This window comes from Streptococcus tangpeifui, from assembly GCF_011038795.1.
GTDB classification, from domain to species: domain Bacteria; phylum Bacillota; class Bacilli; order Lactobacillales; family Streptococcaceae; genus Streptococcus; species Streptococcus tangpeifui.
On record NZ_JAAKDU010000002.1, the window covers coordinates 1 to 16,808 of the forward strand.

The following is a 16,808-nucleotide window of genomic DNA, read 5'->3' on the forward strand; positions in this document are numbered from 1 at the left end:
CTTATTCTGAATTTTTAGCACAGAAAAAGACTACTAGGGACGAGCTAGTAGTCTAAATATAATTTTTTTCGCTTTGATTATATCATAGGGAGGGAATTTTTGCATTCTTTGTAGTTTTCGTATAAAAAATTTGTCCAGGCTTTCTGCTTTGGAATAAATTTTTGACGCAGTAGTTGGGAGTAAGAATTGTTAGTTATGCCAAGAGTCTTACCCCTGCACAGTTCATTAGGTTCTTTAGCACCAATGAAACACTGCTGGTTGGTTTTACTTTTGTCGCAAGGCTAAAACGAAGCGGAAAGCCTAAACGAATGTGATGAACAGCGTTCATCTTATTTCCCACCTCCGCATAGCTGATATTGGTTTTCTCAAACAGTCTCCCAGACTGTTTGACCTATCTCTTGCGTGGTAGTTAAACGGTCCAGTGGACTGTTTCAGGGAGTACCTGACGATGGGACTACACCCCAAGATAAGGACTGCCAATCAACCACTGCTCAATCTGGTAAATCTCGAACAATGCTAATGAGTCTGGACTTTTGTCCCAGACTTTTTGAGCTGTGTGGGGGTGGAGTGAAACGGTCTGGGGAGAGACCGTTTCAGGTCACCACTCTAAAATCAGGACGTTGTGAGAATCAAAATTTTCAATTTTTGGGGTGATTCCACTCCCTTTTTGGTATAATAAAAAAACAAGGTCAAGCTGGTAGGCTTTGGAAGATTTGACTTCAAGTACAGAAAAAGACTTTCTTGCCTAGAATAAGGCCATTCAGCAGATTCTGCGTACTGCTTGCCGTGGCAAGCACATAAAGTTTGCGCAGTCTGCATGCACGATAATATAAAATATTGGGAGTAACAATGACAGCGAAAATCATTGATGGTAAGGCTTTGGCCAAGAAAATGCAGAGCCAGTTAACAGAAAAAGTAGCTCAGCTAAAATCTAAGCATGGTATTGTACCAGGTCTGGTGGTCATTTTAGTGGGGGATGATCCTGCTAGCCAAGTTTATGTTCGCAATAAGGAGCGGTCTGCCTTAGCGGCAGGATTTACCAGTAAAACTATCCGTCTATCAGACAGCATCAGTCAGGAAGAGCTGCTGGCTATTATTGAAAAATACAACCAAGATTCCAACTATCATGGGATTTTAGTCCAGCTGCCCCTGCCTAACCATATCAATGACAAGAAGGTGATTTTGGCCATTGACCCTAAAAAAGATGTTGATGGTTTCCATCCTATGAATACTGGTCACCTTTGGTCTGGTCGTCCTCTTATGGTTCCTTGCACGCCAGCCGGCATCATGGAAATGCTGCAGGAGTATCAGGTTGATTTGGAAGGTAAGAATGCTGTTATCATCGGTCGTTCCAATATTGTCGGTAAACCCATGGCTCAGTTGCTCCTAGATAAAAATGCGACAGTCACCTTGACCCATTCCAGAACTCGCCATCTGGCTGAAGTCTGCAAAAGAGCAGACGTTTTAATTGTGGCTATTGGTCAGGAAAATTTTGTGACCAAGGACTATGTTAAGGAAGGAGCTGTGGTCGTCGACGTTGGCATGAATCGTGATGATAATGGCAAGCTGGTTGGTGATGTTAAATTTGATGAGGTGGCTGATCTTGCTAGCCTGATTACTCCAGTTCCGGGTGGTGTCGGCCCTATGACCATCACCATGCTTCTGGAACAGACCTACCAAGCAGCCTTAAGAAGTGTGAGCTTATGATTATTGATGAAAAATTAGTCGCAGACCTTATACAACCCCGTCCCCTTAAAAGCCATAAGGGGACTTTTGGTCGTACCCTCCTTATCGGTGGCATTTATCCTTATGGTGGGGCTATTATTATGGCTGCCTTAGCTACGGTCAATAGCGGAGCAGGTTTGGTGACAGCTGCTACTGACCGGGCTAATATCACAGCCTTGCATAGTCACCTACCGGAGGCTATGGCCTTTGATTTGGCAGACCAGTCACTCTTAAAGAGACAAATCCATGCGGCTAATGTCATTCTGATTGGCCCAGGTCTGGGAAATTCCCCTCTAGCTCAGAAAACTTTAGAGCTAGTCTTGACCCAAGCTGAATCAGAACAAACCCTTATTATTGATGGATCAGCCTTGGATTTACTGGCTCAAAAGGAGCAGATTGATTGGCCTACGGAAAAAATTGTCCTGACGCCCCACCAGAAAGAATGGGAGCGCCTGTCAGGCATAGAAATTTCTCAACAAGACCAAGAAAATACCCAAGCAGCTCTAGTCCGCTTTCCCAGTCAAACGGTTCTAGTGGCTAAGTCCCACGAAACAAAAATCTATGATCAGACTGGCCATATCGGTCAATTGACAGTTGGCGGCCCCTATCAGGCAACTGGTGGCATGGGTGATACCTTAGCCGGCATGATTACAGGTTTTGTAGCGCAGTTCACAGATAACCTCTTTCAGAGTGTCGGCGCAGCCAGCTACCTTCATTCGGCCATTGCAGAGGATCTGGCCAAGGAAGCCTACGTCGTCCTCCCAACCAGCATCAGTCAAGAAATTCCCAAGTGGATGAAAAGGATGAGCGATGAGACGTAAAAAGGCTGCCAACTTTTACCACATCCTCAGCAAAATCAATTCAACCAAATAAGCAAGACTCAAAAAGGGCAGGAAGGGAACAGCCCTTTTTTCTTTGCGGCTAATGATGAACAGGATGGCTAGCAGACTCCCCAGTTGAATTAGCCAGAGAAGGGAATGAAGGTCCGTAGTCAGGGCCAAGAGGGCCAAATAATAGAGGTCTCCCTCTCCGATTCCCAAGGGCAGAATTTGAGCCAAGACTCCCAGTAGAAGAAGAATCAAAGCTGTGGTATTACTGCCGCAGAAAGAACAGGTAACTAGGCCTGCTAGTAAAATAATAACCAAGGGGTAGTTCTGGTTTTTCAAATCGTAGAGACTCAGTAAAAGACTGATCAGGATTAAACAGACCTGGTTCCAGCTCAGTCCGCCAATCCAGCCCAACCAGAAGGTCAGAGCAGAGGCAATTTCTAAGAGACAATAGCTGATCGGCAATTTTGTCCCACAGAAACGACAGGCAAAACCGTTGCCTATCTCCGAAAGAATGGGAATCAAATCTCTGATGGCCAAAGCTCGGCCGCAGCTGTCACAATGACTGGGAGGCCAGATAATAGATTTTTCTGGGAAGCGATCCAGCACCAACCCCAGAAAGGAGCCTAAACTGGCCCCAAGAAAAAGTATTAAAAGAGTTTCCATACTTATTATTCCGAAAATAATTCAAATATTTGCATATTTGCTAAGCTTGAATTAGAATAAAGATGTCAGTAAATAAGAATCATTCTAAATAAGAATCCCTTCAATTACCGACAAGATAACTTGAGACTGAGCAAAAACTTGTCCGATATTCCTATTTTGGAATAAACTCTTGGTGCAGTGGTTGGGAGCAAGACTTGTTGTCTATGCCAACTTAGTCTTTTTCTGCAAGTTCATTAGGCGCTTGAGGCGCTTAACGTAACGGCTTAGTAACTTAAATAAATAGGAGGTTATATCATGTCATATTCTGTAGATGCAATTGCAAAACAAGTAGCTCAAGCTGCTGATAGCCAATCTGGTTCTCGTCCAAAGACCAAGGCCGTCCTCAACCAAGCTGTTGCTGATTTGTCTAAGGCCTATTCAATCGTTCATCAAATTCATTGGTACATGCGAGGACGTGGCTTCCTTCATCTTCATCCCAAAATGGACGAATACATGGATGCCATCAATGCCAATCTTGACGAAATCAGCGAACGGCTGATTACTCTGGGTGGCTCTCCTTATTCTACTTTGGCTGAATTTGACCAAAATTCAAACTTGACTGAAGAAAAAGGTACATGGGATAAATCTATGGAGGATCACCTGCGTCGCCTCGTTGACGTCTATACCTACTTGGATAAACTCTATCAAGTTGGTTTGGATGTTACTGATGAAGAAGAAGATGCTCCAACCAACGATATCTTCACAGCGGCTCAGGCTGATGCTGAAAAGACTCTTTGGATGGTTCAGGCCGAACTTGGCCAAGCTCCAGGGCTGGAATAAGCTTGATGCGTTTTATAGATATAGGACGGCCTTTCTAGGTCGTTTTATTTTTGTGAAAATTTTTGGTTTGATTTTCCTCAGAAAATTTCAGAAAACGCTTTCTAATCAACTTGAAAGCGTTAGCTTTTTTTGTTACAATTTGCTTATGAAAACTTTGTATGATGTTCAGCAGCTACTCAAACGCTTCGGGATAATCGTTTATCTGGGCAAGCGGCTCTATGATATCGAAATGATGAAAATCGAGTTAGAGCGGCTCTATCAGTCTGGCCTTATAGAAAAACAGGATTACCTGACAGCCGAATTGATTTTACGGCGGGAGCATCGTTTGGAAAAGCAAAGAATAGAAGAAGGAAAAACACATGACTAAAAAATTATTGGGTATTGACTTAGGTGGTACAACCATCAAATTTGGTATTTTGACAACAGAAGGAGAAGTCCAAGAAAAGTGGGCAATTGAGACCAATATTTTGGAAGAAGGCAAGCATATTGTGCCTGATATTGTAGAATCTCTCAAGCACCGTTTGAACCTCTATGGCTTGACAGCTGAGGACTTCATTGGTATTGGTATGGGATCACCTGGTGCTGTTGATCGTGAGAAAAAGACGGTAACTGGGGCCTTCAACCTCAATTGGGCTAAGACTCAAGCAGTTGGTTCGATCATCGAAAAGGAGATTGGTATTCCTTTTGCTATTGACAATGATGCTAATGTTGCAGCTTTAGGAGAGGCTTGGACCGGTGCCGGAGGCAACAATCCCGACGTTATTTTGGTGACGCTAGGGACTGGTGTTGGCGGTGGTATCATTGCTGATGGCAACCTCATTCATGGAGTGGCCGGTGCTGGTGGTGAAATCGGTCATATCAATGTCCAACCCCTTGATGGATTCGAATGTACCTGCGGTAACAAGGGTTGCTTGGAAACTGTTGCTTCCGCAACGGGTGTCGTGCGTGTGGCTCGTCAGCTGGCAGAAGAATACGAGGGTGATTCACTAATCAAGAAAGCTATTGACAACGGGGAAACTGTGACCAGTAAGGACGTCTTTGTCGCTGCACAAGCTGGTGATGCCTTTGCCGATTCTGTCGTTGAAAAGGTAGCCTTCTACTTGGGGTTGGCAGCAGCCAATCTTGGGAATACCCTCAATCCGGATTCTCTCGTTCTGGGTGGCGGTGTTTCAGCAGCAGGTGAATTCTTACGCAGTCGGGTTGAAAAATACTTCCTGCAATTCGCCTTCCCAGCTGTTAAGACGTCAACGAAGATTAAGATTGCTGAGCTGGGAAATGATGCTGGTATCATTGGCGCTGCCAGTCTAGCCCGTCAATTTGCCTAATCGATTGAAAATGGTCCGCTAGTGTTATTGGCGGATTTGTCTAGCCTAAATTTATTAAAGGAGAATTTTTTCATGAGGTCACAAATGCTTATCAACTGGATTTTAGTTGCTGTTATTGTTCTTGCCTTTCTGGGCTGGTCAGCTTGGCGGTATTTGCGGATTCGTCGTGCGGCTAAATTTATTAACAACAGCGAATTTCAGCAGCTCATGCATCAAGGACAAATTATTGATCTGCGGAGTTCTAAGGCCTTTCAGGATAAGCATATCCTAGGAGCCCGTAATTTCCAAATTCAACAGTTTAAGGAGTCTCTCTCTGCTCTTCGCAAGGATAAGCCTGTTTTGCTCTATGATAATATGCGCAGTCAGGCAGTTGCTCGGGCTGTTCCAATTCTTAAAAAGGCTGGCTTTACCAATGTCTATGTCCTTGAATCTGGTTTTGAAAATTGGGATGGCAAGACCAAGTAAATACTTGAAAAAGATAGCTTGAAAATCTTGTAAAATTTTTCAAATTTATATCTTGTCAGGAAATAGGGACTATGGTATTATAAATAGGTAGCCGCTGTAGTTAAATGGTATAATAGAGCAATGGTAATGCTCCGTTCCGAGTTCGATTCTCGGTGGTGGCAGATCTAGTGAGAGGAGACTGGGACAATAGTTACCAGTCTCCTTATTTTTTAGTGTAAGTAGCAAGCTGCAGTGGTTGGTTTGTGATGATGAGCTTGATGCTTTAGTTTTTAGCCTATCATGTGCCAGCGGCGGTAAAGTCAAGTTCTCATCCCTTGTCAAGTAAGATGAGCAAACAGGCTGGAAGACAGTTTGAGAAGGCTAAAATCAACTATGGGGAGGTGGGATGACAAAATCGATGGTTTTGCCGTATCCATACCGATTTTTGTCTCACGCCCTTCTCTTGCTATTGATTTTGTTTAATTGAACAGGCTTACAACTCTGTGGAAAAAGATAACCATTTTAGATGCTAGTGTATCTTCGGCAAGGTTCCTATTTTCCTTTGAGTTGTTTAACAGCTTAGTATCTTACGAGGAGGTGCAAGATGACTGTCCAGGATTTATGGCTCAAACGAGATCAGTTCAATCTCTATGGTAAATTTTATCTACCCGATCAAAGAAAAGGGAAACTTCCCCTAGTTATCATGTCCCATGGCTTTAGGGGAAATCATTTAGGAACACAAGTTTATGCTCAGCAGGCTTATGAAGCTGGCTATGCCGTTTATTCCTATGATTTTGCTGGCTCTGGGGATGGCTCAGAGAAGCAAAGTGATGGTAATTTCCTTGATATGTCAGTACTGACTCAGGCTGATGACTTACAGGCTGTTTTTGAGCAACTGCAGGAACGGCCTGAAATTAATCCCAATCGAATTTACCTTATGGGTGAGAGCCAAGGCGGATTTGTATCAGCCTATGTGGCTGGTCAACTTTCTGAGCAGCTTGCAGGTTTGATTCTCTTTTATCCTGCCTTTGTACTTCAAGATGATGCCAAGGAACGTCTCGCGAAATACGGTCTCGGACCTGAATCTCGTGTTGTCATGGGAACTCAAATTGGAGCCATCTACAATCAGGATGCGACTTCTTTTGACATCTATCAAGAGATGGTGGCCTATCAAAAGCCTGTGCTTATCGTCCACGGAGACAGCGACAAAATTGTCCCCCTCAGTTATTCTGAGCGGGCAGAAGAAACCTACGCTCAGGCTGAACTGCTGGTCTTGCCCAATGCTGGTCATGGCTTTCATGGCGATGACGTTCGTAAGGCTGGTCAAGCTATGTTGGCCTACCTGAACCAAAGACAAGCGGACTTGCGAGGTGAGGAAATTTGAGCGTCTTTCTGCAGAGTATTTCAGGTATTGTTACTATCCTGATTATGGTGTTGGTTGGTTATGTTTTAGCTGAGCGGGGATGGTTTGATGATAAATCTTCCAGTATACTGGCTCGCTTGGTCACTCAAATTGGTCTGCCCTGCTACATGATTGAAACCATCTTTGGACGATTTTCGGCCCATGATCTTAGAGTTATGCTGCCTCAACTGCGTTATCCAGCCCTGTCCATGGTTATCCTCCTAGGGATTGCTATGGCTGTCGCCCAGATCTTTCAGGTCAAGAAGTCTCACCGCGGTCTCTTTACCTCTATGTTCTTCAACTCCAACACGGTCTTTGTTGGTCTGCCGATCAATCAGGCTCTCTTTGGCGACAAGAGTATTCCCTATGTTTTGGTTTATTATATGTGCAATACGACCTTCTTTTGGACGATTGGTCTCTACCTGATTCAGCGAGATGGTGAAACAGAATCAGGGCTTAACTGGCAAAATAGCTTGAAGAAGATCTTCTCCGCTCCCCTGCTTGGCTTTATGGCCGGTGTAGCCTTGGTACTCTTAAAAGTCCAGCTGCCAGATTTTCTCTTGTCAGACCTGACCTATTTGGGCAATATCACTATCCCTCTGTCTATGATTTTTATCGGCCTATCCATTTCCAAGGCGGGCCTCAGCCACCTGCGCCTAGGGAAGGACCATCTTCTGATTCTTCTGGGACGCTTTGTGGTGGCTCCTCTGCTCATGACCCTCATGGTTCTGCCAGCCAAGATGCCTCATCTGATGAAGGAAGTCTTTATCATCCAGTCGGCCATGCCTGTTATGACGAATGCCCCCGTTGTTTCCAAACTTTACGGTGCTGATGCAGACTATGCAGCTATTATGGTAACAGAGACAACGCTCATGACCTTAATTGTCATTCCAATCTTAATGGTCTTGCTGGGGTAGGGATATGATATAATGGTGATTAGCCAAGGCAAAAGAAAAGGAGTCGTCAGATGACCTACGAACAAGAATTTTTAAAAGACTTTGAAGACTGGCTCAATAGCCAAATTCTAGTGAATCAGACAGCTGTTAAAACCAGTCAGGACGTTTGGAAAGAAGATGGGGATGAGCGGGCTAAAGAAGCTGCCATCCGCTATGAGAGCCGTCTAGATGCCTACCGATATTTGCAAGGGAAATTTGCCAATTACCACCAAGGCAAGTCCTTCCACGACCTGCCAGATAATTTGATGGGGAAACGGACCTATTAAGCCCTAGTGCGTATCAGCGAAACGATAATATTCAACAGACCTCAGCAGAAACCGCTGCTCAGGTCTTTTATCTATTCCCAAAAACGATTGGTAGTGATTGCTTGTTCAAAAGCTGTTTACAAATACTTAAGAAGTCAAAGTCAGACTGGGAGAAGAGCCAGAGACAGCTTAAACTACCCAGTGGATAGCTTAAGTTTGGAAATAAGATAGGCCTAGTTTGTGTTATTGAAGGATAGCAAGGTGAAGTCAACAAAATAGTATTGTGATTTTGAAAAAGTATAATAGTTGCCAGCTGAAATAGCTGTTTTACGATAAATGCCTAAAAGAGTTTAAGTCCAAGTCGCATAGAATGAAGCAGGCGCGATAACTATTCTTAAAAAGATGAGCTTGTTCAGTGCTTGACTCTAGGGTATTGTTCTCTTTCGTTTTTAACTCAGTTTGACAAAATATATGATAAATAAGATTCTGACCCTGAAAGCCTAGGCAGTCAGAAAGAAAGCGGAAGTTTTCATAAGGTAGAAGGTGGTACTAAAATCTATCAGACCTCACTCCATAAGCAAGGTTTCCGATTATCATAACCACCAAGCAACTGTTTTTATCATATCAATAACCACAAAACTTTCTCCCTTGAACCATGGTGATCATTCTCTACACAGCGCACTATCTTGTCAAAAATTTGATTGGAGTGCTATTTTGGCAGGTTATTTAAGAAAAATGTAAGTATTTGTCTGGGTTTTAGATTACAATTTTGTAAAGAATGGCCTGAAATTGCCATTTCTAGGCCTTTTGGTGTTTATTTTCTGAAAAGAACCTGCTATAATAATAAAAAAAGTTTTTGGAGTATAAGATGTCTCAAAAGAAAAATCGCAAAAAAGCATTGAAGTTGAAAATGAAACGTCAAGGCCTGCTCAAAGGCCAACCAGCTCAAGAAGCTGCCCCTGCTAAACCAGCGGCTCCTAAGAAACCAGCTCAAACGACAGCAGAAGTTAAGCCAGCCCCTAAAGTAGACCAAGTCGATATCTTTGCTGGTCTCGGTGCTGCTAAACAAGCCAGTCTTGAAGAAGCAGGTTTTAAGACTTTGGCCGATTTTGAAAAGGCTTCTGAAAAAGATGTTTTGGCTGTTAAGGGTATCGGTCCAGCAGCAATCACTAGCTTGAAAGAAAACGGGGTCAGCTTCAAAGCCTAAGTTTTGAAGTCATCATCTATATCAGAGGAGTAGAGCAGATATCTGTCACAGAGAGCGGTGAGGTTGAGAAATCCGCACAGGTAGCTTTTACGGGTTGCTGATATATCATAAACAGCATAGCAAAGTTGCAGATAGAGCTCAGCTCCATTTCTGAATATGGGTGGTACCGCGGATTATACATTCGTCCCTGTCTGGCATGATGCCAGATAGGGACTTTTTTGTTGTGAAAGGAGACGATAGAATGATGTCCTTAGATCTAAACCAATTCAAATGGACACGCCAGCCAAAATCTTATCAGATATCTGATAAGGAAATTACCATTGAAACCCTGCCTCATACTGACCTTTGGCAGAGAACCTACTATCATTTTTGCAATGATAATGCACCGGTTTTGCAGATGTCTACGGATGAGCAGTATTTTTCCTTTGTCGTTAAGACTAGCTTTGACAGCCAGCACCGCTTTGACCAATGTGGTGTGGTGGTTTATCTGGACAGTGACAACTGGATTAAGGGGTCAATTGAGTATGAAAATGAAACCTTTCAGCATCTAGGTAGTGTTGTCACTAACCAAGGCTATTCAGACTGGGCGACAGTGGAAATTCCTGCTGAAACCAACAGCATGTGGTACCGTCTCAGCCGCCGCGGTCAGGATTTTCGGATTGAAAATTCGCTGGACGGTGTGACCTTTAAGCAGATGCGAATTGCCCATTTAGCTAAAGCAACAGATGAGATTGCTTTTGGCATCTATGCCTGCAGTCCAGAGGATTCCTCTTTTAAAGCCACATTCACCGATTTTGCTTTGATGGATTGTCAATGGCAGGCTCATGATGGGCAGCAGCCGGATTAGAGAAAATTGCCATGCTAAAGATTTTAGAAGAATTTGATGGAAAGATTCTGCCCAACGTGGAAACGGAACGTCTGAATTTGCGTCAGCGGACAATTGCAGATGCTGCAGATATCTTCACTTATGCCAGTTTGCCAGAAGTAGCCTACCCAGCGGGATTTCCGCCGATTGAAAAAATTGAGGATGAAGTTTATTATTTGGAGCATGTCCTGCCTAAAAGTCAAGCAGAGCAGCAATTGCCTTCTGGCTATGGCATAAAGCTAAAAGGAGAGGATAAAATGATTGGCTCTGTGGACTTTAACCATCGTCATGCAGATGATGTGTTGGAAATCGGCTATACCCTGCATCCGGATTATTGGGGACAAGGTATTGTGTCGGAGGCATCAGCAGCTCTGATTGAACTGGGCTTTACCCTCCTCAACCTTCATAAGCTTGAATTAAATTGCTATGATACGAATAAACAAAGTCAGCGTGTGGTAGAGAAATTGGGATTTACCTTAGAAGCACGAATTCGAGATCGTAAGGATGTCCAAGGAAATCGCTGTGATGACTTAAGATATGGGCTGCTTAAAAGTGAGTGGGAGTCAGCTCATGGATAAGGAAAAGATTCTTGCCAGCACGCGCCAATTCGTGAAAGCTACTTTAGCTGGTGAAGCCAGCGGTCACGACTGGTGGCATATTGCGCGTGTCACTAAGACTGCTCTGACTATCGGTCAGGCTGAGAATGCCGACCTCTTCACCGTGGAGATGGGAGCTCTCCTGCATGACATGGCTGACAGTAAGCTCTTTGATGAAGGTAAGGCTCTGGCTGAGGTTGAGAATTTTCTTACTGAGCAAGGTTTATCACAAGTCCAAATCACTGAAATCACCAGTATCATGACAGGTATTTCCTATAAGGGCGGGCACAACACCGCCCAGCTTTCCCTAGAAGGTCAGATCGTTCAAGATGCTGATCGCCTCGATGCCATCGGCGCTATCGGCATTGCGAGGACTTTTGCCTATTCAGGCAACAAAGGACGCCTAATCCATGATCCTAACATGAAGCCAAGGGAAAATCTTAGCCTAGAGGACTACCGCAAGGGCGAGGACACCGCCATCATGCACTTCTACGAAAAACTCCTCAAACTCAAAGACCTCATGAACACAAAAGAAGGCAAACGCCTAGCCCAAGACCGCCACGAGTTTATGGAAAGCTACCTCCAGCAATTTTATGCTGAGTGGGAAGGGATGCGTTAAAGTCTCGCATAACTGTGCCCCATAAAAAGGAGGAGAATATGGAAAAATTTGATACCAAGAAACTGATCTAGACACGCCAGCTCAAAGCCTATGAAATTCCAGAGGATAAGATTGTCATCGAAATCCTGCCTCATACTGATCTCTGGCAGCGAACTTATTACCATTTTCAAAAAAATGATAATGCGCCGGTCTTGCAGCTGACAACAGGTGAGTAGTATTTCTCCTTTGTCGTCAAGACCAGTCTTGACAGTCAGCACCGCTTTGATTAATGTGATGTGGTGGTTTATCTGGACAGCAAAAATTGGATTAAGGGGTCATTGAGTATGAAAATGAAGACTTTCAGCACCTAAGCAGTGTCGTGACTAATAGCGGTTACTTGGACTGGTCAACCGTTGAAATCCCTGTGGAGACTAACAGCATGTGGTACCGCCTCAGCCGCCGTGGTATGGTTTTCCGTATCGAAAATTCACTGGATGGTGAGACCTTCAAACAGATGTGCAGGCCCATCTAAACAAAGTGACCGATGAAATTTCTTTCGGTCTCTATGCCTGTAGCCCAGAAGACTCCTCCTTTAAAGCTATCTTCACTGACTTCCAAATGCTAGACTGCCAGTGGCAAGCCCATGATGGGCAGCAGCCGGATTAAAAAGAAAATCCCTATTAAATGATACCATCCTCTAAATCCTTTGAAGTCTGTCGCGCAAAATATCTGGATTGTAAATGAAGATATTGCGGAGATGAGCGCGAGGATAGCTAAGATTCCCTTTTCTACTCGTATGACAGTTGTACGCTTATCAGACAGCAGGCTCTGGTGCCATTCTCCCATCAATCCCCATGCAGAGTTTTTTCAGGCTTTGGAACAACTGGGAGAAATCAGCTATCTGATTGGCCCAAACAGATTTATTATGCCTATATCGAAGCTTGGACAAGGCGTATCCCAAGGCAGAGGTCTGGCTGGCACCGAGGATTGCCGATCGTGCCCAATCTCAGAAAATTACTCTGTCAGCAGGACAAGAATTAACAGATCGAGCATCCGTAGCTTGGTCAGCTAATCTGGAACAGCATCTTTTCAAGGGAAACCGCTATATGCAGGAAGCTGTCTTTTTCATAAGGCAAGCAAAACGCTCATCTTGACTGATGTGATTGAAAATATTGAAACACAGGAAATCTCACCAGCGGCTGCTTTATAAAATCGTAGGCAATGCTTATCCCAACGGCGTGACCTGCGCCTAACTTTTACAGGATATAAAAAGAAGCTAAAACCAGCTTTCAAACTCTGAAAATTGGGCGCCTAAAATATCATTCTAGCCTATGGTCGCTGTCAATTTGGCAATGGACAGGAAGCATTGGAGAAAACTTTTGAGTGGGTGAAGTAGGAAAAATGCAAAATTAGTATGGTTGAGATTTGGACTATTAAAAGGTGAGTGGAGAGAAATAACATGAATACTTTAAAAAACCATAAAAGAATGATTAAAAATTGCTTTAATACTATGCTTAGTTGGTCCATAAATTTTTTAAATGGATTAAGAAATAATATTTTAACTTTGTTATTTAGTATTTCATTAGGAGGAGGACTCAGCCTAGAATTATCTGTATTACTAAGAAAACTAAATTTAAATCACATGAAAACACTTATATTTACTTTACCATTCAATAGTGTTGAGTTAAGTACTATAATTGTAGCACCGGTTCTACTAATTATAGCTTTTTTAAAACTTCCAAAAATTAAAAAAAGATTCAAAGTCTCTATAGTAAGTCTGTCAATGATTTTAGTGGTATTTGGAATCTACACGATTATTTATTTAAATAATACAGAACATAATAAAATTAGTGTGGGTAATTCATTGTCCATATTGTTAATTTATCTATGCTTTAATATTATTTATATTATAATTGAATTATTATTATATTTATATAAGCGGATGTATGATTGGCTACTAGATACAAACAGTACTGTTGAACCAGCAAAACTAACCTTAATATGGACAATTATAGCATTTATATTAGGGATATTTATTTCAAAGAAATGAGGTGATTTGTTATGAATATAAAGGATATTGAAAAATATATATCAAATATATGGTTACTTGGTTTTACTACATTAATTGAAATAGGTATCAGTTTTTGGACTTGGTCTTTTAAGAATAGCCAGTTGGTTAAAAATATAACTAGTGATGAGAGTCTAAATACAATTTCAAAATCTTTTAAAATAATTCAATTAAATGGTTATTATTTTCATTTGATTTTTGGAATAATTTGGATATTTTTCTTGTTAGGATTGATTCTATACTCCTTAAAACAAAGGAAGTATGTAGGAGTATTATGGTATATTTTATTTATCGTTATTTTTTGGCTGATTTTTTGGGATCCTATTTTAACTTCATTCTTAATAGTAGGTTCCCTAGGAATAGCTGCAATGTATTCGTTTGACAATTAGAGGAGAACTAACATGAAACAACTTTCACCAAAATACAATCCAGCCGAGGTTGAGGCTGGGCGTTATCAAACTTGGTTAGACCAAGATGTTTTCAAGCCATCTGGCGATAAGAAAGCCCACCCGTATTCTATTGTGATTCCACCACCAAATGTCACAGGTAAATTGCACTTGGGACACGCTTGGGACACGACACTTCAAGATATTATTATCCGCCAAAAACGCATGCAAGGCTTTGATACCCTGTGGCTGCCCGGTATGGACCATGCGGGTATCGCCACGCAGGCCAAGGTCGAAGCCCGCTTGGCTGAAGATGGCATTTCTCGTTACGACCTCGGTCGTGAGAAATTCTTGGATAAGGTCTGGGAATGGAAGGACGAATATGCCGCAACCATCAAGGAACAGTGGGGGAAGATGGGAATTTCTGTCGATTACTCACGTGAGCGCTTCACCCTTGATGAAGGACTGTCAAAGGCTGTTCGTAAGGTCTTTGTTGAGCTTTATAAAAAAGGCTGGATCTACCGCGGTGAATTCATCATCAACTGGGATCCTAAGGCTCGGACAGCCCTGTCTGACATCGAAGTCATCCACAAGGATGTGGAAGGTGCTTTCTACCACATGAACTACATGCTGGAAGATGGTTCACGCGCCCTTGAGGTTGCAACGACCCGTCCGGAAACTATGTTTGGGGATACGGCTGTCGCTGTTAATCCAGAAGACCCACGCTACAAGGACTTAATTGGCAAAAATGTTATCCTGCCAATCGTTAACAAACCAATCCCAATCGTGGCCGACGAACACGCTGATCCAGAGTTTGGTACAGGTGTCGTTAAAATCACACCTGCCCATGACCCTAACGACTTCTTGGTCGGTCAGCGCCATAACCTGCCGCAGGTCAATGTCATGAACGACGATGGAACCATGAATGAACTGGCTGGTGAATTTGCCGGCATGGATCGCTTCCAAGCCCGCAAGGCGACGGTTGCAAAATTAGAGGAAATCGGCGCCCTTGTCAAGGTCGAAAAGATGACCCACTCGGTCGGTCACTCAGAACGTACCGGTGTCATGGTGGAACCCCGCCTGTCCACCCAATGGTTCGTCAAGATGGATCAGCTGGCTAAAAATGCCATTGCCAACCAAGAGACTGATGATAAAGTGGACTTCTATCCGCCGCGTTTCAACGACACCTTCCTGCAATGGATGGAAAACGTCCACGACTGGGTAATCTCCCGCCAGCTTTGGTGGGGTCATCAAATCCCTGCTTGGTATAATGCAGACGGTGAAATGTATGTCGGTGAGGAAGCACCGGAAGGCGATGGCTGGACACAAGACGAAGATGTCCTTGATACGTGGTTCAGCTCTGCCCTCTGGCCCTTCTCAACTATGGGCTGGCCTGATACGGATAGCGAAGACTTCAAGCGTTACTTCCCAACCTCAACCCTTGTGACAGGTTACGACATCATTTTCTTCTGGGTGTCTCGCATGATCTTCCAATCTCTGGAATTCACAGGCCGCCAACCGTTCAAGAATGTCCTCATCCACGGTCTTATCCGCGATGAGCAAGGACGCAAGATGTCCAAGTCGCTCGGAAACGGAATCGACCCTATGGATGTCGTTGATAAATACGGTGCAGATGCCCTGCGCTGGTTCCTTTCAAACGGTTCTGCGCCGGGGCAAGATGTCCGCTTCTCTTACGAAAAGATGGATGCTGCTTGGAACTTCATTAACAAAATCTGGAATATTTCCCGCTATATTCTCATGAACAATGAAGGCTTGACTTTGGATCAAGCGACAGCCAATGTCGATAAGGTCGCTGCGGGAACGGCAGGCAACGTGACAGACCGCTGGATTCTCCACAACCTCAATGAAACGATTAGCAAGGTTACGGAAAACTTTGACAAGTTCGAGTTTGGTGTGGCCGGTCACATCCTCTATAACTTCATCTGGGATGAATTCGCCGACTGGTACGTGGAGTTGACCAAGGAAGTCCTCTACAGTGACAATGAAGACGAAAAAATCATCACGCGCTCAGTCCTCCTCTACACACTGGACAAGATCCTGCGTCTGCTGCATCCAATCATGCCGTTTGTGACGGAAGAAATCTTTGGACAATATGCAGATGGCTCAATCGTGACAGCAACTTACCCAACCGTTAACCCTGCTTTTGAAAATGAAGCTGCGCATAAAGGTGTGGAAAGTCTCAAAGATCTGATCCGTTCAGTGCGAAATAGCAGAGCCGAAGTCAACGTGGCACCAAGCAAGCCAATCACCATCCTTGTCAAAACCAGTGACAGCGACTTGGAAAGCTTCTTTAATAGCAATGTCAACTACATCAAGCGTTTCACCAATCCTGAAAAGCTTGAAATCAGCTCAACCCTTGACACACCTGAACTTGCCATGTCAGCCGTCATCACAGGTGCTGAAATCTTCCTGCCATTGGCAGACCTACTCAATGTAGACGAAGAACTGGCTCGCCTCAACAAAGAGTTAGCCAAATGGCAGAAAGAACTGGATATGGTCGCCAAGAAACTCAGCAACGAAAAATTCGTCGCCAACGCCAAACCAGAAATCGTTCAAAAAGAACGCGACAAACAAACCGACTACCAAGCCAAATACGATGCAACAGTCGAGCGGATTAAAGAGATGGAGAAGCTTGAAAAATAAGATTTGCTTATCACC

The 16,808-nt window shown here is 43.6% G+C and carries 18 protein-coding genes, 1 tRNA gene and 2 pseudogenes; 20 read left to right on the top strand and 1 reads right to left on the bottom strand.

Going from position 1 to position 16,808, the window contains the following annotated elements; translation table 11 throughout:
- The first annotated feature begins 849 nt into the window (after positions 1-849).
- Together G7Y32_RS01755 and G7Y32_RS01760 are read left to right on the top strand one after the other, a co-directional pair.
- Positions 850-1,707 carry a bifunctional methylenetetrahydrofolate dehydrogenase/methenyltetrahydrofolate cyclohydrolase gene (locus G7Y32_RS01755; protein WP_165209828.1) on the top strand — a complete coding sequence of 286 codons (858 nt, stop codon included), beginning with the start codon at positions 850-852 and terminating at the stop codon, positions 1,705-1,707.
- Positions 1,704-2,546 carry an NAD(P)H-hydrate dehydratase gene (locus tag G7Y32_RS01760; RefSeq protein WP_165209830.1) on the top strand — a complete coding sequence of 281 codons (843 nt, stop codon included), beginning with the start codon at positions 1,704-1,706 and terminating at the stop codon, positions 2,544-2,546. The genes G7Y32_RS01755 and G7Y32_RS01760 overlap by 4 nt, the downstream gene beginning before the upstream one ends.
- A gap of 15 nt (positions 2,547-2,561) precedes the next feature.
- Here G7Y32_RS01760 and G7Y32_RS01765 read toward each other — a convergent pair whose 3' ends face one another.
- Positions 2,562-3,218 (bottom strand): prepilin peptidase, encoded by a 657-nt coding sequence (locus G7Y32_RS01765; protein ID WP_165209833.1) that lies wholly within the window; start codon positions 3,216-3,218, stop codon positions 2,562-2,564.
- A gap of 294 nt (positions 3,219-3,512) precedes the next feature.
- Between G7Y32_RS01765 and G7Y32_RS01770 the strand changes: the two genes are divergently transcribed.
- The 18 genes and pseudogenes from G7Y32_RS01770 (at position 3,513) to G7Y32_RS01850 (ending at position 16,793) form a co-directional block, all read left to right on the top strand.
- On the top strand, positions 3,513-4,037 hold the full coding sequence (locus G7Y32_RS01770) for a Dps family protein (RefSeq protein WP_165209836.1): 525 nt from the start codon (positions 3,513-3,515) through the stop codon (positions 4,035-4,037).
- Between the two features lie 145 nt (positions 4,038-4,182).
- A complete protein-coding gene (locus tag G7Y32_RS01775) occupies positions 4,183-4,404 on the top strand; it encodes a YqgQ family protein (protein WP_165209839.1) in 222 nt (73 codons plus the stop codon).
- Positions 4,397-5,362, top strand: coding sequence for an ROK family glucokinase (locus G7Y32_RS01780; protein WP_165209842.1), 966 nt, complete (start codon positions 4,397-4,399; stop codon positions 5,360-5,362). The genes G7Y32_RS01775 and G7Y32_RS01780 overlap by 8 nt, the downstream gene beginning before the upstream one ends.
- A gap of 72 nt (positions 5,363-5,434) precedes the next feature.
- Positions 5,435-5,827, top strand: a complete 393-nt coding sequence (locus G7Y32_RS01785; protein ID WP_165209845.1) for a rhodanese-like domain-containing protein — start codon at positions 5,435-5,437, stop codon at positions 5,825-5,827.
- A gap of 90 nt (positions 5,828-5,917) precedes the next feature.
- Positions 5,918-5,988 (top strand) — tRNA-Thr (locus tag G7Y32_RS01790).
- Positions 5,989-6,410: 422 nt separating this feature from the next.
- A complete protein-coding gene (locus tag G7Y32_RS01795; protein ID WP_004227971.1) occupies positions 6,411-7,190 on the top strand; it encodes an alpha/beta hydrolase in 780 nt (259 codons plus the stop codon).
- Positions 7,187-8,125 carry an AEC family transporter gene (locus G7Y32_RS01800; protein ID WP_004227149.1) on the top strand — a complete coding sequence of 313 codons (939 nt, stop codon included), beginning with the start codon at positions 7,187-7,189 and terminating at the stop codon, positions 8,123-8,125. Before G7Y32_RS01795 ends, G7Y32_RS01800 begins: the two co-directional genes overlap by 4 nt.
- Before the next feature lie 50 nt (positions 8,126-8,175).
- Positions 8,176-8,430 (top strand): DUF1912 family protein, encoded by a 255-nt coding sequence (locus G7Y32_RS01805; RefSeq protein WP_004225777.1) that lies wholly within the window; start codon positions 8,176-8,178, stop codon positions 8,428-8,430.
- Between the two features lie 847 nt (positions 8,431-9,277).
- The gene (locus G7Y32_RS01810) at positions 9,278-9,616 is read left to right on the top strand and encodes a helix-hairpin-helix domain-containing protein (protein WP_165209848.1); all 339 of its coding nucleotides are present in this window, start codon (positions 9,278-9,280) and stop codon (positions 9,614-9,616) included.
- A 244-nt stretch (positions 9,617-9,860) separates the two neighbouring features.
- Positions 9,861-10,463: a DUF1349 domain-containing protein gene (locus G7Y32_RS01815; protein ID WP_398601185.1), complete on the top strand. Its 603-nt coding sequence runs from the start codon at positions 9,861-9,863 to the stop codon at positions 10,461-10,463.
- A gap of 11 nt (positions 10,464-10,474) precedes the next feature.
- Positions 10,475-11,059, top strand: a complete 585-nt coding sequence (locus G7Y32_RS01820; RefSeq protein WP_165209854.1) for a GNAT family N-acetyltransferase — start codon at positions 10,475-10,477, stop codon at positions 11,057-11,059.
- Positions 11,052-11,696 (top strand): HD domain-containing protein, encoded by a 645-nt coding sequence (locus G7Y32_RS01825; protein WP_165209857.1) that lies wholly within the window; start codon positions 11,052-11,054, stop codon positions 11,694-11,696. The genes G7Y32_RS01820 and G7Y32_RS01825 overlap by 8 nt, the downstream gene beginning before the upstream one ends.
- A 95-nt stretch (positions 11,697-11,791) precedes the next feature.
- A pseudogene (locus G7Y32_RS01830) lies at positions 11,792-12,341 on the top strand (DUF1349 domain-containing protein).
- A gap of 91 nt (positions 12,342-12,432) precedes the next feature.
- Positions 12,433-12,576: pseudogene (locus G7Y32_RS10525) on the top strand (DUF4336 domain-containing protein); the annotation flags it as partial.
- 40 nt (positions 12,577-12,616) lie between these two features.
- Positions 12,617-12,829 (top strand): hypothetical protein, encoded by a 213-nt coding sequence (locus G7Y32_RS10345; protein ID WP_241154192.1) that lies wholly within the window; start codon positions 12,617-12,619, stop codon positions 12,827-12,829.
- A gap of 305 nt (positions 12,830-13,134) precedes the next feature.
- Positions 13,135-13,725 carry a hypothetical protein gene (locus G7Y32_RS01840; protein WP_165209863.1) on the top strand — a complete coding sequence of 197 codons (591 nt, stop codon included), beginning with the start codon at positions 13,135-13,137 and terminating at the stop codon, positions 13,723-13,725.
- A gap of 11 nt (positions 13,726-13,736) precedes the next feature.
- Positions 13,737-14,132 (top strand): hypothetical protein, encoded by a 396-nt coding sequence (locus tag G7Y32_RS01845; protein ID WP_165209866.1) that lies wholly within the window; start codon positions 13,737-13,739, stop codon positions 14,130-14,132.
- A gap of 12 nt (positions 14,133-14,144) precedes the next feature.
- Positions 14,145-16,793 (top strand): valine--tRNA ligase, encoded by a 2,649-nt coding sequence (locus tag G7Y32_RS01850; protein ID WP_165209869.1) that lies wholly within the window; start codon positions 14,145-14,147, stop codon positions 16,791-16,793.
- The last annotated feature ends 15 nt before the right edge of the window (positions 16,794-16,808 follow it).